The 24,949-nt window shown below is 44.2% G+C and carries 22 protein-coding genes; 20 read left to right on the top strand and 2 right to left on the bottom strand.

From position 1 onward, the window contains the following. Window positions 1-227: 227 nt before the first annotated feature. The gene (locus V1L65_RS12360) at window positions 228-923 is read right to left on the bottom strand and encodes an LrgB family protein (RefSeq protein WP_331699455.1); all 696 of its coding nucleotides are present in this window, start codon (window positions 921-923) and stop codon (window positions 228-230) included. Beyond that, entirely contained in the window at window positions 920-1,291 is a 372-nt protein-coding gene (locus V1L65_RS12355; protein ID WP_331699454.1) for a CidA/LrgA family protein, read from the bottom strand. Before V1L65_RS12355 ends, V1L65_RS12360 begins: the two co-directional genes overlap by 4 nt. Before the next feature lie 114 nt (window positions 1,292-1,405). Here V1L65_RS12355 and V1L65_RS12350 point away from each other — a divergent pair, with 114 nt between their 5' ends. The 20 genes from V1L65_RS12350 (at window position 1,406) to V1L65_RS12255 (ending at window position 24,939) form a co-directional block, all read left to right on the top strand. Next, on the top strand, window positions 1,406-2,293 hold the full coding sequence (locus tag V1L65_RS12350) for a LysR family transcriptional regulator (protein ID WP_331699453.1): 888 nt from the start codon (window positions 1,406-1,408) through the stop codon (window positions 2,291-2,293). 790 nt (window positions 2,294-3,083) lie between these two features. After that, complete coding sequence (locus V1L65_RS12345) at window positions 3,084-3,269, top strand: tautomerase family protein (RefSeq protein WP_331699452.1); 186 nt, start codon at window positions 3,084-3,086, stop codon at window positions 3,267-3,269. Between the two features lie 7 nt (window positions 3,270-3,276). Next, window positions 3,277-4,242 carry an ABC transporter permease gene (locus V1L65_RS12340; RefSeq protein ID WP_331699451.1) on the top strand — a complete coding sequence of 322 codons (966 nt, stop codon included), beginning with the start codon at window positions 3,277-3,279 and terminating at the stop codon, window positions 4,240-4,242. Between the two features lie 16 nt (window positions 4,243-4,258). Next, window positions 4,259-5,134 (top strand): carbohydrate ABC transporter permease, encoded by an 876-nt coding sequence (locus tag V1L65_RS12335; protein WP_331699450.1) that lies wholly within the window; start codon window positions 4,259-4,261, stop codon window positions 5,132-5,134. A 126-nt stretch (window positions 5,135-5,260) separates the two neighbouring features. Further along, on the top strand, window positions 5,261-6,859 hold the full coding sequence (locus V1L65_RS12330; protein WP_331699449.1) for an extracellular solute-binding protein: 1,599 nt from the start codon (window positions 5,261-5,263) through the stop codon (window positions 6,857-6,859). Between the two features lie 29 nt (window positions 6,860-6,888). After that, on the top strand, window positions 6,889-7,929 hold the full coding sequence (locus V1L65_RS12325) for a response regulator transcription factor (RefSeq protein WP_331699448.1): 1,041 nt from the start codon (window positions 6,889-6,891) through the stop codon (window positions 7,927-7,929). Then, the gene (locus V1L65_RS12320; protein WP_331699447.1) at window positions 7,929-9,764 is read left to right on the top strand and encodes a sensor histidine kinase; all 1,836 of its coding nucleotides are present in this window, start codon (window positions 7,929-7,931) and stop codon (window positions 9,762-9,764) included. Before V1L65_RS12325 ends, V1L65_RS12320 begins: the two co-directional genes overlap by 1 nt. 3 nt (window positions 9,765-9,767) lie before the next feature. Further along, a complete protein-coding gene (locus tag V1L65_RS12315) occupies window positions 9,768-10,535 on the top strand; it encodes an SDR family NAD(P)-dependent oxidoreductase (protein WP_331699445.1) in 768 nt (255 codons plus the stop codon). Then, window positions 10,532-12,628 carry a heparinase II/III domain-containing protein gene (locus V1L65_RS12310; protein WP_331699444.1) on the top strand — a complete coding sequence of 699 codons (2,097 nt, stop codon included), beginning with the start codon at window positions 10,532-10,534 and terminating at the stop codon, window positions 12,626-12,628. Before V1L65_RS12315 ends, V1L65_RS12310 begins: the two co-directional genes overlap by 4 nt. Beyond that, on the top strand, window positions 12,625-14,934 hold the full coding sequence (locus V1L65_RS12305) for a DUF4962 domain-containing protein (protein ID WP_331699443.1): 2,310 nt from the start codon (window positions 12,625-12,627) through the stop codon (window positions 14,932-14,934). Before V1L65_RS12310 ends, V1L65_RS12305 begins: the two co-directional genes overlap by 4 nt. A gap of 177 nt (window positions 14,935-15,111) precedes the next feature. After that, the gene (locus V1L65_RS12300) at window positions 15,112-15,525 is read left to right on the top strand and encodes a helix-turn-helix domain-containing protein (RefSeq protein WP_331699442.1); all 414 of its coding nucleotides are present in this window, start codon (window positions 15,112-15,114) and stop codon (window positions 15,523-15,525) included. Between the two features lie 94 nt (window positions 15,526-15,619). Then, window positions 15,620-16,369, top strand: coding sequence for a YveK family protein (locus tag V1L65_RS12295; protein WP_331699441.1), 750 nt, complete (start codon window positions 15,620-15,622; stop codon window positions 16,367-16,369). Continuing rightward, entirely contained in the window at window positions 16,359-17,024 is a 666-nt protein-coding gene (locus V1L65_RS12290; protein ID WP_331699440.1) for a CpsD/CapB family tyrosine-protein kinase, read from the top strand. The genes V1L65_RS12295 and V1L65_RS12290 overlap by 11 nt, the downstream gene beginning before the upstream one ends. A gap of 327 nt (window positions 17,025-17,351) precedes the next feature. Next, on the top strand, window positions 17,352-19,178 hold the full coding sequence (locus V1L65_RS12285; protein ID WP_331699439.1) for a polysaccharide biosynthesis protein: 1,827 nt from the start codon (window positions 17,352-17,354) through the stop codon (window positions 19,176-19,178). A gap of 23 nt (window positions 19,179-19,201) precedes the next feature. After that, complete coding sequence (gene galU / locus V1L65_RS12280) at window positions 19,202-20,083, top strand: UTP--glucose-1-phosphate uridylyltransferase GalU (RefSeq protein ID WP_331699438.1); 882 nt, start codon at window positions 19,202-19,204, stop codon at window positions 20,081-20,083. Continuing rightward, window positions 20,080-21,225: a glycosyltransferase family 4 protein gene (locus tag V1L65_RS12275; RefSeq protein WP_331699437.1), complete on the top strand. Its 1,146-nt coding sequence runs from the start codon at window positions 20,080-20,082 to the stop codon at window positions 21,223-21,225. Before galU ends, V1L65_RS12275 begins: the two co-directional genes overlap by 4 nt. Then, window positions 21,222-22,367, top strand: coding sequence for a glycosyltransferase family 1 protein (locus V1L65_RS12270; RefSeq protein ID WP_331699436.1), 1,146 nt, complete (start codon window positions 21,222-21,224; stop codon window positions 22,365-22,367). Before V1L65_RS12275 ends, V1L65_RS12270 begins: the two co-directional genes overlap by 4 nt. Continuing rightward, the gene (locus V1L65_RS12265; RefSeq protein WP_331699435.1) at window positions 22,333-23,253 is read left to right on the top strand and encodes a glycosyltransferase family 2 protein; all 921 of its coding nucleotides are present in this window, start codon (window positions 22,333-22,335) and stop codon (window positions 23,251-23,253) included. Before V1L65_RS12270 ends, V1L65_RS12265 begins: the two co-directional genes overlap by 35 nt. Continuing rightward, entirely contained in the window at window positions 23,234-24,301 is a 1,068-nt protein-coding gene (locus V1L65_RS12260) for an EpsG family protein (protein WP_331699434.1), read from the top strand. The genes V1L65_RS12265 and V1L65_RS12260 overlap by 20 nt, the downstream gene beginning before the upstream one ends. Window positions 24,302-24,330: 29 nt before the next feature. After that, complete coding sequence (locus V1L65_RS12255; protein WP_331699433.1) at window positions 24,331-24,939, top strand: sugar transferase; 609 nt, start codon at window positions 24,331-24,333, stop codon at window positions 24,937-24,939. The last annotated feature ends 10 nt before the right edge of the window (window positions 24,940-24,949 follow it).

Below are 24,949 nucleotides of genomic sequence, written 5' to 3'. Positions count from 1 at the left end.
CAATCTGTGATATTTGTGATATTATTGGCAGCTCAGCTTTAGAGTGCTCTGCTATAATAGGTACCGTATTTGATGCCCAAAAAGGCTTTAACCGAACCGAGATAATATGGTCCATAGAGAAATAATAATAGATAAGTGAACCAAGCGATTCCAGAGTCTTTATTCTGGTGTGCTTGGTTCTTTTTTTATGAAGGGGATGGGGTTGGATACGCCATTTGCTGAATTTGTTATAGGAGGAAGCCCTGCCGAAACAATGCGAGCAGCCACGGGACTATGATAAGTGTAATAAAAGCAGTCAATATCATTGCGATGCTTGCAATGGAACCCGCAACTCCGTCATATTCAAATGCTTTACTGATGCCGGCCGAGTGTGCGCTGGTACCGAACAGTGTACCCTGTCCAATCGGATTGCGGATACTGCACCATTTTATAATTAGAGGTCCCATGATCATGCCGATAAGACCGGTAATCATGGTAGCTACAGCTGTAATGGTTGGGACCCCGCCTATCATGCCAGAGATAGATACAGCAATTGGCGTCGTTGCTGTTCGAGGAGCAAGGCTGGCCAAAATATCGTTTTTCAATCCGAATAGTTGCGCTAATGCCGTTGTGCTTAGGAAAGCGGTCATTGCACCACAGCAAACGCTGACGAGAATAGCTAATATATTTTTTTTCAGAACATTGATATGTTTATACAGCATAACAGCCAGTGCAATGGTGGCAGGCTCAACCAGATTGGTTAGCCAGACCGCCCCCTTGTTGTAGGTATCATATGAAACTCCACTTATGATAATAATGGTGATAACAACGAGTGGCGTAATCAAGAGCGGGGTAAAATAAATTTTAGGAAAAGTCAGGTATATGCGTTTGGCTGCCAAGTATATGATGACCGTGCATAATAACCAAAAACCAGCTTGTATCATGCGGAGCCACTCTCATTTCGATTAGATATCCGCTGGCCGATTAATCCTGCGCATAACATCACAACAATGGTGCTGCCTAAAATTGTAGCGAGCACTTGAATTCCGCTATGCATAATCAACGCTTTGTAATTAATAATGCTGACCGTTGCAGGGATGAAAAACAAAAGCATTTCTGAAAGCAGCCACTGGGAACCCATCTCAATCCAGTTAAGGCGAATAATTTTGAGCTTAAGCAGCGTATACAAGATTATAATGCCAACAATACTGCCTGGCACAGGCAGATGCATCCACTGTACGAGAAAATCGCAAAATTTGGCGAGAATAATTAAAAACAGGACTTGAACAATAATTTTAAACAAAGATTTCATGGATCTGAAGGCTCCTTTCAGACTTAAATATACAGATTCGTATTTCATAAGTAAAATGAATATATGGAATTGATTTCATTCCAATTGTCTATGGAAGGGGGGCATTGCATTAGTATGGATATTCACCAAATTAAACAAGTATCGGAAATTATGCGATGGAATAGCTTCACCAAGGCAGCTGAGGCTTTGAATGTCACACAGCCGACAATTAGCAAGTCCATAAAAAACTTGGAAAATGAGCTAAATACAATGGTGTTCATTCGTGAAGGGAATCAATTCAAACTCACAGAAGCGGGTGAGACCATCATGAGATATGCAGGACCTATTCTTCAGATGGTTGATCAATTAACTGCGGAACTTAACGACCTGACGTATCTGAACAGAGGAAGCATCCGCATCGGCATACCGCCTATGGCGGGGACGAATTTCTTTCCGAGTGTGATCAAGTCATTCCAAGAGCTTTATCCTGGCATTTCCGTCACCTTGGTTGAAGAAGGGGCGAGAATGATTAAGGATTATATCGAGAACGGTTCACTGGACGTTGGTGTTATTCTTTTGCCTGTTGAAGAAAAGGCTATCGATTCGTTCCAAATCGTCGATGATCGCTTGAAGGTAATTGTACCTGTGTCGCATCCGCTCGCGAAACAATCGCGGATTTCGTTGAAAATTCTGGCTGAGGAAAAGTTTATTTTGTTTAGCAGCGGATTTGCCCTGCATGATCGCATAATAAGCGAATGCCGAAAAGCTGGATTTGAGCCGCGGATCGTGTACGAAAGCACGCAATGGGATTTTATCGGTGAGATGGTCGGGGCGGACCTTGGTATTACGATGCTTCCGGATACGATCTGCCGCTCACTTGATTCTAATAAAGTTCGAGCGGTGTCGTTGATCGATCCAATTATTCCTTGGCAGTTGGCGATCGCTTGGAAGAGGGATAGCTATTTGTCTCGCGCAGCCCAGGAGTGGATCGCTTTCACGAGAGAAAAATTTAAAGCAACTTGAGCCTGCACATAAAGTATGTGCTAAGGGATTATGTTTCGAACAGAACTACCTTGCCGCAATCTCGACGTGGCAGAATGTATATGAAATATCATATACAATCAGCAGAAAAGTTCCAAAAAGCACAATTGTATATGAAATATCATACAGAATCGGTTGGTGCCACCTTAAAACGGCTAAATGTATATGAAATATCATACACAATCAGCAGAATTGACCTAAAAAGTACAATTGTATATGAAATATCATATATAATCAGCAGAAAAGTTCCAAAAAGTACAATTATATATGAAATATCATACACAATCAGCAGAATTGACTCAAAAAGCACAATTGTATATGAAATTTCATACAAAACTGGGCGTTGATGGTCCGATGTGGCTGAATGTGTTCGATATTTCGTACACAATCAGCAAAAAGTTTCCAAAAAGCACAAATGTATACGAAATTTCACACAAATTCGGTCTGCACCCATCTGCACCACCTCAAAACGGCCAAATACGCATGCAGCTAAGCTTATTTCTCCCCATATGTCCCCCCATATGCACTTGTCTAGTTTTCTTCGCATACATTTCCATTAAGATCGACATCCATGGCATCCTTCAGAGATGCTTTTTTTGTGGCTTGCAGAATGAATGCGATCGTATTCAGCGCATTTATGGCAATTGTGTTCCAGCGACCCGATTACGGGTACCTAAAAAAAACACAAGTAGCAAAATGCGATTCCATTGTTGGAAGACGGTCTAGCTTTTAGGATAAAAGTACGTTATAAAACTTTCAAAATGGAGGACAGATGATGCCGCAAATATCGATAAGAATGTATGAAGGCCGAACGCAGGCGCAAAAGGACGAAATCGTAGAAGTATTCACAAGAGAGCTGTCGCGGATTATTGACAGGGAAGCGAGGTATATTCAGATCGAATTTGATGAAATTCCAATTGATGAGAATGCGCCGGACAATTTGAAGAACAAGAGGTGAGTTAGCGATGGCAAGTAACGCAAGCAATCTAGGCAACCCAAGCAACAAGCAGAAAAAATCGTTAACCGGGAAACAGCTGCTAGGGTATATGTGGAAATTCAAGGCGCTTTATTTGATCTCATTGCCGGGCATTTTATATTTTTTACTTTTTAAATATGTTCCGCTGATGGGATCGGTTATAGCATTTCAGGATTTCAATTTATTTAATGGTGTGACAGGCAGCCCATGGGTGGGCTTGAAGCATTTCGAGCGTATGTTCAGTCATTATGATTTTATTAATATTTTGAAAAATACGCTGCTGCTCGGCATTTATGATATTGTATTCGCTTTCACAGCGCCCATTATTTTAGCCTTGCTTCTTAACGAGGTTAGATTGATGCTCTATAAAAAAATTGTTCAAACGATTATGTACGCTCCGCACTTTTTATCCTGGGTAATTGTAAGCGGGATATTTGTAGGCATACTGTCGCCAGAATCCGGCGTACTTAATGTGATGCTGGGCTGGGTCGGAATAGATCCAATCTACTTTCTTGGCGAGGAATCCTATATCCGCACCATTCTAGTAGGTTCGGGTCTATGGCGCGATGTCGGGTGGGGAACGATCATATATTTGGCTGCGCTCGCAAGCGTAAATCCTGATCTATATGAAGCTGCTGAAATTGACGGGGCAGGACGCTGGAAGCAGACGCTTAATATAACATTGCCGGCCTTGCTGCCGGTAGTAACGATTTTATTTTTGCTCAAAATCGGCGACTTCCTTGACTACGGCTTCGAAAGAGTGTTTGTGTTCCAAAATCCGCTTAACATTCGCAATAGTGAAATTTTGGACACTTATATATACAAAGCAGGCCTGCGTCAGCTGCAATTCAGCTATGCAACGGCAATAGGAGTATTTAAATCGGTAGTAGGCTTGTTCCTGCTTCTCGTGGCAAATACGCTGAGCAAAAAAGCAACAGGAGAATCTTTGTATTAGAAAAGGGGTGACAGCATTGGTTAAACGTGATAGTTTAAGCAGAAAACTATTTCATATTACAAATTATTTATTTTTAACTTTATTGTCGCTTACGATGTTTCTGCCATTTCTTAATGTAATAGCGCAGTCCTTCAGCGGCAGCGGAGCGATAGATCGCGGCGAGGTTATGTTTTGGCCGGTAGAGTTTACATGGAATTATTATCAGTATGTATTTGAAGATCAGTCGATTTGGCGGGCTTTTGCTATTTCTGTTTATATTACAGTGGTAGGTACAGCCATCAATCTGGCGGCAACAGCAACGCTAGCCTATCCGCTTTCCCGCCAAGAATATGTAGGCAGAAGAGTGATGTTAATCGTTATTTTGCTCACTATGATTTTTAGCGCGCCGCTTATTCCGCAATTTATTCTGATGCGGGAGCTGGGGCTTACCAATACACTGTGGGCGCTTATGGTGCCAACCGCGATCAGCGCTTTCAATTTGTTCGTGCTGCGCACCTTTTTCGCCCAGCTGCCAAGTGAAATTATCGACGCCGCGCGAATCGACGGCTGCAGTGAATTAAGGACGTTATGGAGCATCGTGCTGCCGTTGTCCAAGCCTGCTTTGGCTACGGTCGGAATTTTTTATTCCGTAACCAATTGGAACAAATACATGGACGCATTATACTATATTAATAACCGCAGCTTGTATCCTTTGCAGGTTAAGCTAAGAGAGCTGCTTATTACAGATGATCTTACGGATACCGGGAATTTGGCATTTGAGGTAACCTCGCAATCCGTTCAAGGGGTGCAGATGGCGGTTATTCTGGTCGCTACAGTGCCGATTATTATACTCTATCCTTTTTTGCAGCGATTTTTTATTAGCGGCATGCTAATCGGATCCATTAAATCCTAGTACCTAAAAAAATGACAAGTCGATACAAACACAGTCCATTGTGACGCAGTGATCGCTCAAAATATACTGTTGGTAAGCTTGAAAACGCTTTAACCAAGCTAAAAACAATTGAAATGAGGGGAACGGATGAAAAAAATAGTAGCAAGAGCAGGAGCCGTTTTACTTACACTTGCTTTGGCTGCAGGCTGCGGCGGAGAAAAGGCGCCTGTAAATAAGCCTAGTGAGTCACCAAAAGCCAGCGCAAATGGAGCAAGCAGTGATCCTGGCGCCAACAAGGAACCCGTAAAGTTCTCAATATCGATGCGTACGCTGAACGTTGCCTACGTAGAGAAGCATCCTGATATTAACAAAGACAAATACGTGCAGAAGCTGGAGGAGATGACGAATTCCGATCTGGATATCCGCTTAATCCCGCACAATGAATATCAGGAAAAAATGGTGCAGATGTTTGCAACTAATGATATTCCGGATGTTGTGCAAGGCAGCGGCGGAATAAGCGGCCCGGAGCTGGCCGGCTCAGTAGAAAACGGTGTGTTTTTGCCTTTGAATGATTTGCTGCAGGAGCATGGGCAGGATTTGTTGAAATTTATTCCGAAGGCGGCCTGGGATCGCATGACGGATTCCAAGACGGGTAATATTTACGGCATACCGGAAGTGCTATCCAATCCGTCACGCCGCGCGACATGGATTCGTACAGATTTGCTGAAGAAGGTTAACAAGGAAATCCCGACAACGGTAGAAGAAACGCTTGACGTACTGCGCGCATTTAAGGAAATCGGCGTAGAGCAGCCGTTTGCAGGCAGACAAAACTTTAAATATGCCGATACATTTTTTGGAGCTTACGATGTTTTTGGCTATTTGAACCAGTTTAAGCTGTTTCCAGACGGACAAGTTAAGCCAAGCTTCTTCGATACCGAAAATATGAAAAAAGCGATCCAAGTGTATAAAACGATGTATGACGAAGGATTAATCAGCAAGGAGTTCGCTACGATTGAGAGCACGGATTTCCGCAGCAATGTAACGAGCGGCAAAGCGGGCATGTGGTCGATGAATGCCAATGAGCTTCCGATTTGGGGAGCGCAGCTGAAAAACAACGTGCCAGAAGCAGAAGTAGCTTTAGTTCCATCACCAGCAGGCACGGATGGCAAAGGCGGTTATGCGCATTACAATCCAGTAACAAGATCCTTCTTCATAAACGTGAATGCTAAGGACAAAGCTGCCGATATTGTAAAGTTTTTCAACTGGATGGTAAGCGACGAGGCTGATTTATTATTTAGCTTCGGGATTGAAGGAGAAGATTACGAGCTGGTTAATGGAGAGCCGAAATTTGAGGTTCCGACTGATACAGAAGGCACAGACAAAATGCGCTATTTGAATTATTGGCTGTGGCTGGTTCAGGATACGACTTATAATAAACGTGTATCTTCGCTTTCTGAGACAGGCCTGCAAATGATCGACGCTTTTGACAATATGCTGGCCAAGGAAGGCAGAAGAGGAATTGAATTCGATCCACGTCTAGAAGCCTTGATCCAAAATCCGGATCTCAATCCGAAGTCGGACGAGATGCCGCCGTTAATTTTGGAATCGGTGCTGCGCATCGTATATGGCAAGGATTCTATCGATAGCTTCGATAAAACATTAGAGGAATATTTGTCCAAAGGCGGAAATGCCATTATTAAAGAAGCGACTGATAGATACAATAATAAAGAAAATTCATATGAATAGCTAGCTAACCTATAAAGCGAGGTGGTCCTATGTATCGATTTTTAATAGTAGATGATGAGCCGATCATACGTAAAGGGCTTGAAAAGCTGATTGTGCAGCTGTCTCCATCGGCGGTGATGACCGAAACTGCTGAGAATGGGGCGGAAGCCTATGAAAAAATAAAGCGGATGAAACCGGATTTCGTATTTACCGATATTAGGATGCCTCGCATGGATGGGCTGGAGCTCTGCCACAAAATTCGAGAAAGCAATTTCCAAACGGAAGTAGTCGTAGTTACAGGCTACAGCGATTTCGAATATGCGCAAAAGTGTGTATCTTACGGCGTGAAAGAGTATATTTTGAAGCCGGTTACAAAAACCGGGATGGCCAATGTTATTCATAAATTAATCGCCTGCTCGGAAAGCAAGCAGCAAGCTGTATTTATTCCGATAGCTGAACAGGAACGCTGGCTAAAGGAGCTGGAGGACGCAGTTTGGATTTTGAATGAGGAAGCAGCTTGTGAAGCGGTGCGTAATGTGAAAAGCTATTGTGCAAAACAAGGGATATTTACGGATCAGCTGCGAATGGTCATCGACGATCTGCTTGCTCAGCTCGTAAGGAGCTTGAACAAAAGAGATATTTACCAATTTCCAGCTGCTCCATCTATTGAACAATCGATGACAAAAGAAGGCGATCCGTTCGAATGGCTTGAGCAGCAGCTTGAAGAGCTGCTGCAGCTTATTCGAAACAAGCGGAAGGGCAATGCCAAGGACCCGGTTGAGGAAGTGAAGCTGTATATCGAGAATAATCTGTCCAGGGAGCTGACTCTCGAGGATGCTGCACAGCGGCTTGGACTCAATCCGTCCTATTTCAGTCAGTTGTTCAAGCAGATGACCGATGAAACCTTTGTACAATACCGCATTAGAAGAAGAATGGAGAAAGCGAAAAAGCTGCTTGCGATACCTCATTATAAAATAACGGATGTTTCTTACGAGGTAGGCTACTCGGATCATCCGCATTTTACAAAAACGTTTAAAAAAAATACGGGCTACACCCCTTCGGAGTACCGGGCTTTGTTGGGGATTGAATAATGAAGCGAAGCTTGGCCAAGCAGCTCTTTCTCTATTTTTTCATCGTTATTTTACTTTCTCTTACGATGGTCGGCGTTTTTTCCTATATGGAATCTTCGCGGGCCATTGATGCACAGGTCGAAAAATATTTTACTACGGTCATTAACAGTGCTGCGAACCAAACGGATAATCAGCTAAAAACATTCGAACGCATATCCGATTCGATTTTATCGCAAAAGCAGGTGAAAAGGTTTTTGGATATGGATCCGGATGACAGCTATGACTACTACTGGTATACAAACGAAATTCAAAAAAATATATTTAGCAAAATGTATATTACGTACCCGACGCAAATCAATATGATTTATATATTGGGCTATCATGGACGTTCCATATTTGACGGCAACCAGGGCTTTTCCTCACACAGTGTGGATACAAGCAAGCGTCTGGAGGAGCTGGAGCGCATTACAGAGCCAAGCGGGTTTGTCTCTATTCTGAGAACAAGCCTTCTGCCGAAAGATAAAGAAAAGGTCATTACCGTAGCACGCAAAATAAGAGGCTATTCCTCTTACGATGTTAAGGGGATTTTGGCCATCGAATTTCATGAGCAGCAATTGACGGAATTGTGGCGGCAAATGGATTTGGGCGAGCAAGGCTTTTTCTTTATTCTCGACAGTGAGGGCGAGGTTATCTATGCGCCTGATTCCAAACCGATGAACGCATTGCTGCAAACGGACATCCCCGAGCGCATTGTGCAGGGCAATGAAGAGCGGATGATTGCCGAGGTGGCTGGAAGCGAACGGATGATTATTGCGCGAAAATCTGCCTATTCGGGCTGGAGCATGGCGATTACGATGCCGCTTGCAGAGCTGCGGGTGCCTATCGCTAATATTCGTTCCACGACAATACTTGTCGGTGTAATTACGCTTATTATTGCTCTTGTGCTGGCTGTTCGATTTGGCCGTTCGATAGTCAGGCCTATTCGGACATTGCGCAACGGCATGCGTGAAACGGAGCGGGGAAACTGGCAGCTAATTCAAGTAGCGCCGCGCGAGGATGAGATTGGCGGTCTAGTGCACAGCTATAACCGGATGGTCGGCCGGCTTTCTGAAATGATTGAACGTGTTTATGATGCCGAATTAAAGGAGAAGCAAACGCAGCTTGAGCTGCAAAATATTCAGCTGGAGCGGCAAAAGGCGGAATTCCAAGCGCTGCAGCTGCAAATTAATCCCCACTTTTTGTACAATACGCTGGAAACGATTAATTGCTATGCGATAGTCCAGGATTCTGACGATATATCCGAAATGGTTGAGGCAATGGCATTTATGCTGCGTTACTCCGTTCAGACGAATTTGGAGGAAAGCACAATCGTCAATGAGCTCAATCATGTGCGTAATTATATGATTATTTTGAAGCATCGCATCGGCAGAGAGTTTGAACTGGAAGTATTAATTGCGCCAGATTTGCTATTGGAGCGGACGGTGCGCCTTACTTTACAGCCGGTTGTCGAGAATGTATTTCAGCACGCTTTTGAAAGCGGCATTGAGCCGCATCATTATATTCGCATTAACGCCTGGCATGAGGAGGAAAAGCTTTTTATTTCTGTCAGCGATAATGGTGCAGGCATATCTGAAAAGCGGCTTGAAAAGCTGCGGCAGCGGCTGCGTGAGAACAGATTGGCGGACGATGACGCTCAGCCGTGGAAAGCGAGGCGAAGCGGGATCGGCATTTTGAATGTGCACCGCAGAATTCAGATGGTTTATGGCGATGAATACGGGATTTTAATGGATAGCAAGGAAGGCAGCGGATCAACTATTACGATAGTTATGCCAAGAGACAACAAGAGAGGAGAATAGGAAATGAATATACAATTGAATGGTAAAATTGCTTTGGTGACGGGTGCGAGCGGAGGTATTGGACAGGGAATTGCGATTATGCTGGCGAAAAGCGGTGCTAAAGTCGCTGTTAACTATTTAAACAACGAGGCAGGAGCTAACGAGACAGTAGCGCAAATTGAAGCGGCCGGAGGAGAAGGAAAAGTGTTCCGTGCCGATGTCACTAAGGTTGAAGAAGTAGAAAGACTGGTTGCTGAGGTGGAGCAAGCATTCGGAGGTCCGGTTGGAATTTTAATTAATAATGCCGGGCATTTGGTTAGTCGGCTTAATAATGCAGATATGACTGAACAGCTTTATGAACAGGTTATGGATGTGAATTTTAAAAGCACGGTGTTTGCTTGCAAAGCTGTTCTTGCCGGCATGAAGCGCAGCGGCGGCGGCCGAATTGTTAATTTAACCTCCGTTGCGGCGCATAATGGGGGCGGAGCAGGTGCATCCATCTATGCTGCAAGCAAAGCTGCGGTCATGGCCTATACCAAAGGGCTTGCCAAAGAGGTTGCGGCTGACGGCATTCTAGTAAACGCTATTTCACCGGGCTTTATTGGCGAGACAGCCTTCCATTCCACCTTTACGCCGGAAGCTGCAAGGCAGGCGACGATCAAGGGCATTCCACTCGGCAGGGAAGGCTTGCCGCTGGATGTAGCTGGATCAGCCTTGTTCCTTGTTTCTGAGCTGAGCAGTTATTTGACTGGCGAAACGATTGAAATTAACGGCGGAATGTTCATGCGATGAAAACATTTATTCGAGAAGAGCTGGCAGCCACGTATGAGGAAGCCATTGCACAATTGCAGCTTGAGCTCGATCAGGTAATAATGCGGAATTTGGCTGTTCCGCTGCAGCCGGGCGGATGGTGGCATCAATATGTCTGCCCGGAGCACCATACCGAGCTTTTATTTGATCCGTTGCAGGATGACGCCGACGTTTTTCACTGCACCCATGGCTGTGTTTTAAGCGGAGAGCCTTATAGAGGGGCATGGCTCGTATTTAAGCATCAGGCGATGGCGCGCTATGCGCTGCAGGCAGCTGCAGTATACGCTTCTACCAGAAATCCAAAGTACGGTAATTGGGGAAGGCGGCTAATTGTTCAATATGCGAAGCAATTTCCGATATATCCGATACATCCGGATGCCAAACCATGGATGCTTAAAGGAAGAGCCTTCCATCAGGCATTGACTGAGGCGATCTGGGCAACGACTTTAATTAGGGCGTATTTGAATCTGTCGGATCAAGGGGTATCGTTTGCACAGGACAGTGCTGTTATAGATCCGTTTTTACGTATGCTTGGCAGCAGTATGGAGCAATACCATTACATTTTAACCGTAGAAAGAGGAGAGGTGGAAAATAACTACACGGCATGGCTGAATGCTGCTTTATGCTGTGTTTACGCAGCGGAGCAAAATAAAGACAGTCTGGAGAAGCTTGTGTATGGGCCAGGCGGTTTGCATGAGCATTTAAGCTGCGCTATTCGCGGGGATGGCTTTGAGTTCGAAGGCAGCGTCTATTATCATTTATTCGTGCTTCGCGCGTATATGATAGCAGCCGAAATGTTAGGCCGATTTGGCGTTGATGGTTATTTTTTGCAGGGCAAGGATGGTCAGTCGCTGGAAAAAATGCTTCATGTGCTAGTTCTGCTTGCGGATGAAAAAGGGCAGCTGCCAGCCTTTCATGACGGCCCTTATGAACGTTTGCCCTATACACGCGAAATAGTAGAGGTTTTGGAAATCGGCTATGCCCATTTCGGTCAATCCTCCTATTTGCCGCTGCTTAAGTCCGCCTATGAAAGCGCGGCTGCAGCCGGGCGCGCTGCTGGATTAGAAGAGCAGTATGGAAACCCGGCTCTGCTGGAAGCCGTATTGTATGGCTGTTCGGAACGAGCATCGAAGCATCAGATGTCGAAGATGATATCCTGGAAGCTGGAGGAAAGCGGCTTTGCCCGGCTGCAGCATCCTGACAATCCGTTAGCTTGCTTGCTTGATTTCGGTCCTCATGGCGGCAATCATGGCCATTTTGATAAGCTGAATTTGATGCTTTATGATGGCAGATTTGCTGTATCGCCTGATCCCGGTACTGTTCCGTACGGTTCTGAGCTTAAGAAAAATTGGTATCCGCACACAGTTAGCCATAATACAGTAACCGTTGGAGGCCAATCTCAGAAACCGTCCGCCGCCCGCTGCACGTATTTTGCAGCAAGCAGTTATCAGCGGCCGGAGAACGGAAAGGCTTCCATCAGTCTCGAAGCAAGCGAAGCTTATGAAGGAGCAAGGCTGCGTCGGCATGTGCTTCTAACGGAGGATTGGGTTATCGATTGGTACAATGTTGCGTTATCAAAGAACAATATAATAGATTGGACCTTTCACTTTTGCGGGCAAATAGCGGGCTTGTCTGACAGCTGGCAGCCGATTTCCGCAGATCTCTCCCTTGGAGAGTCGGATGGATATAACTATGTGAAAGCAGTGCATAGCTATTCAGAACAAAAATATGACTTTACCTCCTCCAGTAAAACGGCAAGCACTGTAATAGAGTATGCTTCAGATCTTGATCCCGAACAATTAAGCAGTCTGTCTGTCTCACTTCTGCTGCCTGCTGAAGCAAGACTGCTCCATATCACTTCTCCGGGACTTGCGGTAGATCCTTCAGCTGCGATGAATGGCTTTCTGGCAAGATGTTTGGATGACCAGGCGGATTTCATAGCCGTTTATCGGAGCGGATCAAAGCCTTGTACAATAGAGTTGGCGAAGGATAACAGGACATTAGTCGTTGGAGATGAAAACAAATCGATGCAATATGTTTGCACGGTTGAAGGCATAAAGGAGCTGACAAAGTGAGCGCAAAACTTAAGCTTTTTGAGCCCAAAAGCGGTGTATTGTCGGTTCAATACGAACCAAATGAGCACACGATCGTCATTGAAAACCCGCCTCGCTTTACATGGATGCCTGCACAGCAAGGTGAGGCAAGCTACAGATTGCAAATAGCTGCGACTGAGCAGTTTGAGCCGGAGACAACAAGAACAATTCAAGCGATTCCGTACAATCTGTATACGCCCGAAGCTCCTTTGGAGCCGGGGCGATACTATTGGAGATATACGCTTGAGGCAGATGGCCTGCAGGCTGCAAATTGGAGCGTGATCCGAAGTTTTTGTGTAGATGCAGGTCTGCCTGAAACGCCGCTGCCGCAACGGTCAGCACGCTATCAGTCGGCTGTGGATGAGCATCCGCGGCTATGGCTGGATCAAGCTGGAGTAGAAAGGCTGCGCGAGCAGGTGAGGCGAGATGCTGCATATTGCGGCTGGGATGAATTTATGGAGCGTTCCGTGCTGCCTTGGACAAAAAAAGAGTTAATCGCAGAGCCTGCAAGGTACCCGAACAACAAACGCGTAGCGAAACTATGGCGCCAAATGTACATGGACTGCCAGGAAATGCTGTATGCGATCCGGCATATGAGCATAGCCGGGGTTGTGCTGCAGGATACAGATCTAATTGAAAAGGCAAAGCTTTGGCTGCTGCATGCGGCAGCCTGGGATACCGGCGGCACAACATCAAGAGACTATAATGACGAGGCAGCCTTCCGGATCGCGGGGGCACTGGCTTGGGGCTATGATTGGCTATTTGATTATTTGACAGAAGAGGAGCGCCTTGCCGTTCGCGAATCTTTACTCGCTAGGACAAAGCAGGTAGCCGATCATGTCATCGTCCGGTCACAGATTCACCAGGTACCGTTTGACAGCCATGCCGTCCGCTCCTTGTCGTCCGTGCTTGTGCCTGCCTGTATTGCATTGCGCGGCGAAGCGCCGGCTGTGCAGGACTGGCTTGATTATACATTAGAGTATTACTCATGCCTGTACACGCCATGGGGAGGCGCTGATGGAGGCTGGGCCGAGGGGCCGATGTATTGGACGACAGGAATGGCTTTTGTTATTGATGCGATCAATTTAATAAAGAATTATTGCGGCATCGATTTTTTTCAGCGGCCATTTTTTCAAAAGACTGGCGATTTCCCCTTGTATTGCAACAGTCCGGACATGGTCCGCGCCAGCTTTGGCGACCAATCTACTCTCGGTGAGCCGCCTAGCCTGAAAACAGGCTTCAATATGCGGCACTTTGCCGGAATTACAGGTAATGGGCTTTATCAATGGTATTATGAGCAGACGAAAAAGAACGATAAAGATGCGGATACGAAGTTTTACAATTACGGCTGGTGGGATTTCCGATTTGATGAGCTTGTATACAGGCACGATTATTCAGAAGTAGAATCGGTGCTGCCAGATAGCGGGACGATTGAGAAGGTCAAATGGTTCCGCGATATTGGCTGGGTTGCCATGCACAAAAACATGGATGACCCTAGCGAACATATTATGCTGCTGGCCAAAAGCAGCGGTTATGGCTCGATCAGCCACAGCCATGGCGATCAGAATGCATTTCTGCTGCATGCATTCGGCGAGCCGCTTGCGATAGAAAGCGGCTATTATATAGCTTTTGGAAGCACGATGCATACGAACTGGCGCAGACAAACAAGGTCGGTAAACGGTCTTTTGATCGATGGACTTGGCCAATATGCCGGCACAAATAAAGTGTTATGCAAAGAAGCGTTTGGCGTTGTTGAGGAGGTCCGCTCAGAGGCTGCATACAGCTACTGCCGTTTAAACGCCACAGCGGCTTATTTGGAGCATGTGCCTTACCTTAGCAATTACAAGCGCGAGATCTACTTTTTCAATGATAGTTATATCGTTGTCGTTGACTCGGTAGATTTGCAGCAGCCAGCGAAAGTTGAATGGCTGCTGCATACGCAGCATCAAATGGAGCTGTCTGCATCCTCGTTTAAAGTGTGCGGCAACAAAGCTGATATGGATGTGCGTTTTGTTTACTGCTCATCTGGCGAAGTAAGCTTAAGCCAGCATCAGAATTTTACGGATGTCGAAGCTGGGGAGATTGAAGGACTGGATCCACAGTGGCATTTGCATGCTGCTGCGCCGAAGGCGGCAAGTCACCGAATTGCCGCGCTGCTGGTGCCAATGAAAAAGCATGAGCCAAAGTATGTCTCTTATTTTATGGACGATCAGGATCATGGTGTTCATTTGTACTTCACAGGCGGTGACGGCAAGACACAAAAGCTGGAAATAGCGAAGGCGTATTAGAAATGGAAGCTTTAGTCCGCAGTGACTAAAGCTTTTTTTTATAAAAAGAAAAGGATAAGTTTTCACCTTGAACCTGTTCGTTGCAGGAACGATAAAACATATTGACGTGTTCGTTATAAAGAACTACAATAGAGGTATTGTAGAAGATAAGTATTCAATCTGGCGAAGGAGATTGCTATGATCGGGGAACGCATTAAATTACTAAGGGAGAAAAAAGGATACTCAATAACAAAATTAGCGGATTTAGCAGGCGTTTCAAAATCTTATTTAAGCTACATCGAAAGAAACGTACAGAACAACCCCTCTTTACAGGTGCTGGCCAAAATTGCCTATCATTTGGATAGTGATATTGAATATTTACTGGATCGTGATCTTTCACTTAACGCTTCTATAAATAGTGTTCTTGATGAAGAATGGCATTCTATGATTAAAGAGGCTGTTGATGAAGGCATGAGTAAAGGGGATTTCAAAGCATTAAAGGAAATTGTTCGTTCGAGCAGATGGAAGGAAGAGTATATGAAGGCCGATGCAAGCAGAAGCGGCAAGCAGAAAACATCAAAAATAATCATTCTGCAAATTGACAACGAATGAATCTAGAAAATTGCGTATAAATACATTGACATGTTCTATATAATGAACTAATATTGACTTATCGTTCGTTATAAAAAACAAAGCAGGTGTGAAAATGATACTAAAGGAATCAGAAATTGTTTCAGAGTTACATACGTCTAAAGGCAGGAAACCTTCACGTGAAATTGATTTGAAGCAAATCATTCTTAAATTAAAAAAACGGTTATGGCTGATCGTATTGATCACGACTCTCTGTACGATTCTAGGCGGAATATACAATGCTCGTCCTGAGCCGCCGGCTTATGTATCCTCCACTCGAATCATTATTAATACCAGTACAGAGATGATGAATACGGCGAAAGTGCTGTTCAAGGAACCTATTTTGTTAAATCAAGTAATAGAGCAATTGTCATTGGAGCGTTCCGCTTCCCAGCTAAGAGGTCAAATTAAAGTAGATAATGTTGATGGATCGTTGATTGTTCTGCTATCGGTTATTGACTCCAACCCGCAGACAGCTGCCAATATTGCGAATAAAAGTGTAGAGCTGTACAAAACAGTGGGCAAAGAAACGCTGGGCATTTCGAATGTAAGGGTTTTGTCTGATGCAGAGCCAAATCCAACCTCGATTAATACGAAAAGCAACACTATGATTTATGCGGCTTTCCTGCTAGGTCTGGCATTAAGTGTTGGTTTGACATTTTTGCTGGATACTTTAGATGATACCATACGGACTGAAAACGAAATAGAAGAGCTTTTGCAATTAAACGTATTGGGTCATGTATCCAAAATTAAACGTAAAGATTTTTCGAAGAACACAAAGAAGCAGAAAAGTATACTAGTTCGGGGGGAGACAGTTGGTTCGTGAAAGAATTAAATCGGATAAATCGATAGTCGGAAAAAGTCTATTATCGTATTTTAATCCTTATTGTGAAATATCAGAGCAGTACCGGATGATTCGAAACAACATTTTATACGCTTCCAAGGGCAGTGAAGTCAAAACATTGCTGATTGCTTCTCCAGCCAAGGGTGACGGCAGGACGACAGCGACGATAAATTTAGCTATTTGTATGGCTCAAAGAGGCGAAAGAGTTCTTATTATTGACGCTAATCTGCGCAATCCTGTTCTTCATAAAGCTTTTAATATTAAGGCTTCTCCGGGATTGTCGAATGTACTGAGCCAGCAATTAAGTCCGAGTGATACGATTTACCGTACGGATATAGAAGGCATGCATATTTTGCCCAGCGGTCAGCGCTTATTGAATTCGACAGATTTATTCGATTCTGCAGCTATGCGAGATCTCATAAAATTTGCATCTAGCCATTATGATAGAGTGCTTATCGATACTCCTCCTGTGCTTGGATTGTCAGACACGCTATCGCTGGCGAGTTTATGTGATGGTGTGATCATGCTGTTAAAGAACGGAAAGTCCAATCAAGAGCAAGCCTTAAAGGTACAAAGTGCTTTGCTGTTTGCAAGTGCGAATGTTTTAGGTGTTATTTTGAACAATAAAAGCGGTTGATTATCAGGCGCTTTTTTTTAATTCTAAGAAACCGTGCGTCCCCAGTGAAGGACGACAGGGTCGTTCCTGCATGCTTCTTGTGTTCGTTATAACGACCGGCAATGTCTCCTAGCCGTTATCAATGGAGGCACTCGGCCATGCTGTGGGTCAGTACAGACCTTAGACGCGAGTCGTCAAAAGTGTGGCGTGAGGGTGGGTTGAATGCCCATTTATTTATCCTTGAAATATAAAAAAGTCCTTGATTAAAGCTTTTTATTATACGGTTTTTTTAAAAAGCCTTATAATCAAACGTTTTAATCGTTCAATACATTTGAAAGGGTGGATAGCTTGAATTATCAACTTCGGGTTATTTTATTTATGCTAGCGGACGCTTTTATTATTTTGTTAGCTGTATTAGGAAGTTACTTATTACTGTATACTACTTTGTCCAGCCCGCCTGCAGTACTGTGGTCGAGCTTTGTCATGCTCTTGATTTGTCATTATTTGTTGTTTGGTTATTACAAGCTATATAAAAAAGTATGGGAATATGCCAGTATTCATGAATTTATGACAATCACAAAATCAGTAACTGCCTCGATCGTTGTTCTCGGCGTTATTGAATGGATCGTCTGGGGCCAGCTGCCTGTTCAATTGCTGCTTATTACCTGGCTCCTTAGCTTGATGCTCATTGGAGGTTCGAGGGTAGTTTGGAGAATGGCACAAGGCGTTGAGCATAATACCGGCCAGCCTAGCAAACGAACACTTATTGTAGGTGCAGGCTCGGCAGGTACGATGCTGGCTAGGCAACTGCTTAACAATCAGCAGTCAGAATTGAAACTGGTAGCATTCATCGATGATGACATACATAAACATCATTTGGACATTATGGGCGTTCCAGTATTAGGAGGAGTGTCGCAAATTGCTGAAGTTGCCAAGCAGCAAAAAATTGACAATATTGTCATTGCGATTCCTTCTCTAAGCAAAAAACAGCTGGCAACGATATTTACTGAATGTGCTAAAACGAATACCGTTACAAAAACGATTCCGAAGCTGGAGGATTTAGCTTCAGGCAAAGTTTCCGTCAGTCATTTCCGCGATGTGCAGGTAGAGGATCTATTAGGCCGCGAGCCTGTAGAGCTTGATATCGACAGCATCTCGGGCTATGTGACACAAAAGGTTGTCCTGGTCACAGGGGCCGGCGGTTCTATTGGGTCCGAGGTTTGTCGACAAGTAGCAAGGTTTCTTCCTGAAAAATTAATATTATTAGGTCATGGCGAGAATAGCATTTATTCTATTGAGATGGAACTGAGGGAGCTTTTCGGACATACCCATATTGAGATCATTACAGAAATTGCAGATTTGCAGGACGCTGAAAAAATGTTAAGTGTAATGGAGCTTCATAAGCCGCATGTTGTTTATCACGCTGCTGCGCATAAACATGTTCCTTTAATGGAAAGAAACCCGGAAGAAGCTTTCAAAAACAATGTGCTGGGCACTCTGAATGCAGCTAAAGCAGCGAGCGCGAATCATGTGCAAACCTTCGTTATGATATCGACAGATAAAGCGGTTAACCCGACAAGTGTCATGGGCGCGACGAAACGGGCTGCGGAAATGATCATTCAGCATATGGATCGCGGCAGCACTACTAGGTTTGTAGCAGTCCGATTTGGAAATGTGCTTGGCAGCAGAGGGAGTGTCATACCCTTATTCAAGAAGCAAATTGAAAAGGGTGGTCCGATTACGGTTACCCATCCTGATATGGAACGTTATTTCATGACTATTCCTGAAGCCTCCTGTCTTGTTATTCAAGCTGGTGCGTTGGCAAGAGGAGGGGAAATATTCGTTTTGGATATGGGTGAACCCGTAAAAATTAAAGATTTGGCGCAAAATGTTATCCGCATGTCCGGCTATACCGTGGATGAAATTGGGATTAAATATACAGGTATTCGCCCTGGGGAGAAGCTATATGAAGAAATGCTCAAGGATGGTGAGCGTATGGATCAGCAGGTATATCCCAAAATTTATATAGGAACACCTTCAGAAATACATATGGATGAAATAGAAAGGCTCATTCATCAATTTTCAAGGATGAGCAAGTCAGAGCTGCGAACACAGTTGTTAGCGATCGCTAATCACGAAATTAAACAACCAAGCTTAGTATCAGCATTTGGATAATAGTAGAAGGGTGGATCGTATTAATGAAGGTTAGAAAAGCTATTATTCCGGCAGCTGGATTAGGCACAAGGTTTTTGCCCGCGACCAAAGCAATGCCTAAGGAAATGCTGCCCATTGTTGATAAACCAACGATTCAATATATTGTAGAAGAAGCGATCGAATCGGGAATCGAAGATATAATAATCGTGACAGGCAAAGGGAAACGTGCAATTGAGGACCACTTTGACAATTCAATGGAATTGGAGCATGCACTTACCTCTAAAAATAAATTCGAGCTGCTGCATGAGGTGCGCAAGTCATCCGATATGGTTGATATTCATTATATCAGGCAGAAGGAGCCTAAAGGTCTTGGACATGCGATTTGGTGTGCAAGAAAGTTTATCGGCAATGAGCCCTTTGCGGTGCTTCTTGGTGATGATATTATCGCATCTGAGAAGCCTTGCATCAAACAAATGATTGAGAAGTATGAGCAATACCATACCTCGATTATCGGTGTGAAAAGAGTGCCGGATGAAGAGGTATCGCGGTATGGCATCGTTAATGGAACAAAAATGGAAGAGGCATTCCATCGAGTCAGACATTTAATTGAGAAGCCTGCGAGGGAAGAGGCTCCCTCCAATATGGCCATTATGGGAAGATATATTTTGAACCCTTCCATCTTCGAAGTGCTTGGAAATCAGCAGCCTGGGACTGGAGGCGAAATCCAGCTGACCGATGCAATTGCAGCATTAAATGAAATTGAAGCTGTGTATGCCTTTGAATTTGAGGGCGTTCGCCATGATGTTGGAGAGAAGATGGGCTTCATCCAAACGACGATCGAGTTTGCATTGCAGCGTGAAGAATTAAAGCATGATCTGCTGCAATATTTATCACAAGTAATGGATAGGGAAATGGCGCGGTTATGAACAAAAAAATACTATTTTGCGCTACCGTGGACTATCACTTCAAAGCATTTCATTTGCCCATCATGAAGTGGTTCAAGGAGCAGGGCTGGGAGGTTCATATCGCTGCAAAAGGCGATATGGACCTCCCTTTTGTTGATCAAAAGTTCGCGATATCGATTGAGCGCTCTCCGCTCAGCCGCAATAATATTAAAGCTTACCGCGAGCTTAGGGACTTGATAGATCGCAATTCCTATGAAATCATTCATTGTCATACCCCAATGGGAGGCGTATTAGCACGTCTTGCGGCCAGAAAAGCACGAAAAAGGGGAACGAAGCTGCTCTACACGGCTCACGGCTTTCATTTCTGCAAGGGCGCTCCGCTTGCTCATTGGCTTATTTATTACCCTATTGAGAAGCTGCTTTCTCGTTATACAGATTGTTTAATTACGATTAATTACGAGGATCATAAGCTGGCCATTGTCAAAAGCTTTAAAGCTAAACAAATCGCCCATGTTCATGGGGTTGGAATAGATTTGGAATCATACCGGCCTATCAGCTATATAAACAAATCCAGCATACGGAATAAGCAGCATTTCAATGACGATCAATTTTTATTATTTTACGCAGGTGAATTTAACAAAAACAAAAATCAACAGCTTCTGCTTCATATGCTGACAAATTTACTGCCCAAAGTGCCCCAAGCAAGATTGCTGTTAGCTGGAGAAGGGCCTCAGCTCGAGGCATGCCGGCAGCTTGCCGCAAAGCTTGGAATAGCGGCCAAAGTACATTTCCTCGGATTTCGCAACGATATTAAGGAGCTGCTGCCGATGTGTGACATAGCAGTGGCTTCTAGTTTGCGCGAAGGGCTGCCAGTCAATATTCTGGAAGCGATGGCTTGTGGACTGCCTGTTGTAGCCACTCCTAATCGTGGCCATTCGGAGCTTGTCCGGGATGGGATAAACGGCTATATCGTGAAAACAGCAGCTTCTATGGCGGAAGCATTGGAGCAATTGTATCGATCAGCAAGTATCCGGCAACGCATGGGCAATCGCAGCTTGAAGCTGGTGGAGCAGTACAGCTTGTCTAATGTGAAGCGTGAGCTGCATTCCTTATATATTCCTTTAATGAGTAAGAAGATGGAAGGATTGAAGCAATCACAATGAGCAACCCGATAAGAATTTTACATGCCGTCGTTAATATGAATCGCGGCGGTGCAGAAACACTAATTATGAATTTGTATCGGCAAATGGATCGGACGAAGCTGCAATTCGATTTTCTGACATGCAAGGAAGGCGTGTTCGATAATGAAATCCGATCGTTGGGTGGGCGTATTTATCGCATTCCCTATGTAAGTGAAGCGGGTCATTTTGGCTATTTGCAAGCTTTGAAAAAGTTCTTCAGCCAGCATCACGATTATTCCATTGTTCATGCCCATATGGATAAAATGAGCGGTTTCGTACTACATGCGGCCCGCAAGTCAGGTATCCCGACGAGAATAGCACATAGTCATAGCTCGGCTAGTGAGGGCGGCTTTGTGAATCGATTATACAAATGGCTGGCAGGTACTCGAATAATGTCGTCAGCGTCCCATTACTTTGCCTGCTCCAAGGAGGCGGCTAATTGGTTATTCCGCCAGCAAGCAAAGCAAGCGTTGATTTTACCCAATGGAGTGGAGCTGGAGCCGTTTAGCTATTCGGAAAGCATAAGATGTCAGACAAGAAAAGAGCTTAACTTAAAGGAGGAGCAGTTCGTCATCGGCCACGTAGGACGCTTCGTACCTGTTAAAAACCATGCATTTATGCTGGAGCTTATGAAGGAGGTGCTTCGGCATAGGCCGGATAGCAAGATGTTGTTAGTAGGCGATGGACCGCTTCGATCCGAGGTCGAGCAGTGGATTAGGAGCAACGGCTTGTCGGACAGCATCTCTTTGCTTGGTGTCAGGAATAATGTCAATGAGCTTATGCAAGCATTCGATGTTCTCATCTTTCCTTCTTTTTTTGAAGGCTTGCCAGTCACTTTAATTGAAGCTCAAGCAGCAGGCTTGCCATGCATCGTTTCAGATCGCGTGAGCAATGAGTCGGATTTGCAATTGGGCCTGATGTCTTTCCAGCCTATTGAGACGATTAATGCTTTTACGCAAGCTATATTGAATGTCGATCATCCCTATGGCCGCAAAAATATGACAAATAAACTCCAAAAGTCAAATTACAATATTACAAATTCAGCAAAGGTTCTGGAGCAGTTTTATATGTCAAATAACGAGGTGAAGAATGAAGCTGTTAACGATATTTACGCCCACGTATAACCGAGCTTATATTCTGCATCAATTATACGATAGTTTGCTTAGACAAACGAATGAAAGCTTTGAATGGTTAATTATTGATGATGGCTCCAGCGACAACACGAAGCAGCTCGTTGATGAATGGATCGCAGAGGGAAGGCTTACTATCCGCTACGTTTATCAAAGCAATCAAGGGATGCATGGAGCTCATAATACAGCCTATGAGCTTATTACGACCGAATTGAATATGTGCATAGATTCCGATGACTATTTGCCTGAAGATGCAGTCGATAAAATAGTGAACTTCTGGACGAACAATAAAAGCTCAGCTGTTGCAGGCTTTGTAGGTTTAGACGCCTATGTAAATGGTACGGTAATTGGCTCCTTATTGCCTGAGCAGCTGCAGAGCTCCTCTTTATTTGATTTGTACTATAAGCACGGCGTGTCAGGTGACAAGAAGCTTGTTTATCGTACAGAGCTGACGCGCCAGTACCCTTATCCTCTGTTCGAAGGAGAGAGATATGTCGGCCTGGCCTATAAATACTACATGCTTGATCAGCATTATAAACTGCTTATGCTTAATGAAGTGCTGTGCATTGTAGATTATTTGCCGGATGGGTCGTCACTCAATATGTTTAAGCAATATGCTGCTCATCCAAAAGGTTTTTCCTTCTATCGTCAAGCATTGATGAAGCTTCCAAGCGCCAGCATGGGCTTCAAATATCGTCAGGCTGTTCATTATGTCTCCAGCAGCATGTTTGCTGGTTCGAAGCAAATCTGGAAGGAGCTTAGCCATCCTTGGTTCGTTGCTGCTGCTATACTTCCAGGTATACTCCTTCACGGCTACATTCGGTTAAAGCTACACAGCAAGCAATTGAAAGGAAAAGCGAATGACTATTCTGTGGGTTAATTTAGCGATCGTATTTGCTTTTGCCGCTATGGCAAGATACTTTTCTGTTCCAGTATTTAACGGTTCGACCAATGTACAGCCGAATAAAATCATGGCCGCAGCTGTGGCCGCTACCTTAGTAGTTGTATCCGGACTGCGAAGCAATATTGGCGATACTTACTTTTACAAGCATGCTTATAAAGTGGGAGATTTTAGCTGGGCTGCGCTTGCGGATCAAAGTGACCGCGGCTTCAGATTGTTTCAAATGCTGCTTAAGCAATTGTCCGATGATCCTCAAATTTTACTATTTGCAACAGCTTTAATTACGAATGTACTAATTGTCATAACGCTTTACCAATATTCCCGTTTGTTTGAAATGAGCATATTTATTTATATTGCTTCAGGCGCCTTTTTAGTTTCTATGAACGGCATGCGGCAATATTTGGCGGCTTCGATCGTATTTGCAGCAACCAAAGCATTGTTCGCAGGAAATTGGAAGCTATATATGTTAATAACCGTATTTGCTTCTTTATTTCATCAAAGCGCGTTAGTTATGATTCCCGTCTATTTCATCGTAAGACGCGAGGCCTGGAAGAGCTCTACGTTTTTGATGCTATTGCTGGCGATTGGGATCGTACTCGGATACAACTACTTTTCGGAGCTGTTTTTCAAAGCGATAGAAGACACACAATATGGCTATTATAATAGCTTCAAAGAAGGCGGAGCGAATTTTATAAGAGTACTCGTAACAGCTGCACCATTAGTTGTAGCATATATGGGACGGGAGAAGCTGAAGGAAATATGCCCATATAGTGATATCGTTGTTAATTTATCCATTCTTGGAACGGTAATCATGATCATTTCTTCTCAGAATTGGATTTTTGCGCGGCTGGCTATTTATTTTAATTTGTATCAATTGCTGTTAATCGGCTGGCTTGTTCCTGTCTTTCGAAAGAAGGATCATCTGTTAATGTATTTTTTGCTGATTGCACTATACTTGATTTTTTTTATTTATGAGCATGTCATTGTGCTAAATATTAATTATAAAAGCGACTATCTTATTTTTTAAGAATTAGCTTGCAAATAGGGGAGTTATAAATGGTAAAGAAAAGCATGGATTATATCGTTGCCGGCTTGCTGCTGCTTATGCTTTGGCCGATCATACTAGGTACTGCTTTAATTGTGCGCATCCATTTTGGTGCGCCTATTTTGTTTAGGCAGGTTCGCCCTGGCTTGCATGGTAAACCTTTTGAAATTTTAAAATTCAGAACGATGACTAACGCAACGGACGACGAAGGACAATTGCTGCCTGATTATATTCGATTAACTGGAGTTGGACGTTTTCTCAGGAAGTTAAGCCTGGATGAATTACCCCAGCTTTTTAATGTGCTAAAGGGAGAGTTAAGCTTGGTCGGTCCGCGGCCTTTATTAATGGAATATTTGCCGCTGTACACAGAAGAGCAAGCTAAACGCCATTTGGTTAAGCCTGGCATTACAGGATGGGCGCAGGTTCATGGCCGCAATGCGATGACGTGGGAGGAGAGGCTCGAGAGGGACGCATGGTATGCGCAGCATCAATGTTTTAGACTCGATCTCAAAATATTATGGATGACGATTGGGGTTGTAGCCAAATCCAAAGGCATATCCAATGATAATCATGCAACGATGCCTGTATTTCAAGGGAAAACGACTAATTTAGAAGGATAGAGGTGTAATA

Source organism: Paenibacillus sp. IITD108 (genome assembly GCF_036541265.1).
Classification (GTDB): domain Bacteria; phylum Bacillota; class Bacilli; order Paenibacillales; family Paenibacillaceae; genus Pristimantibacillus.
This window is presented reverse-complemented; position numbering and strand designations above follow the sequence as displayed.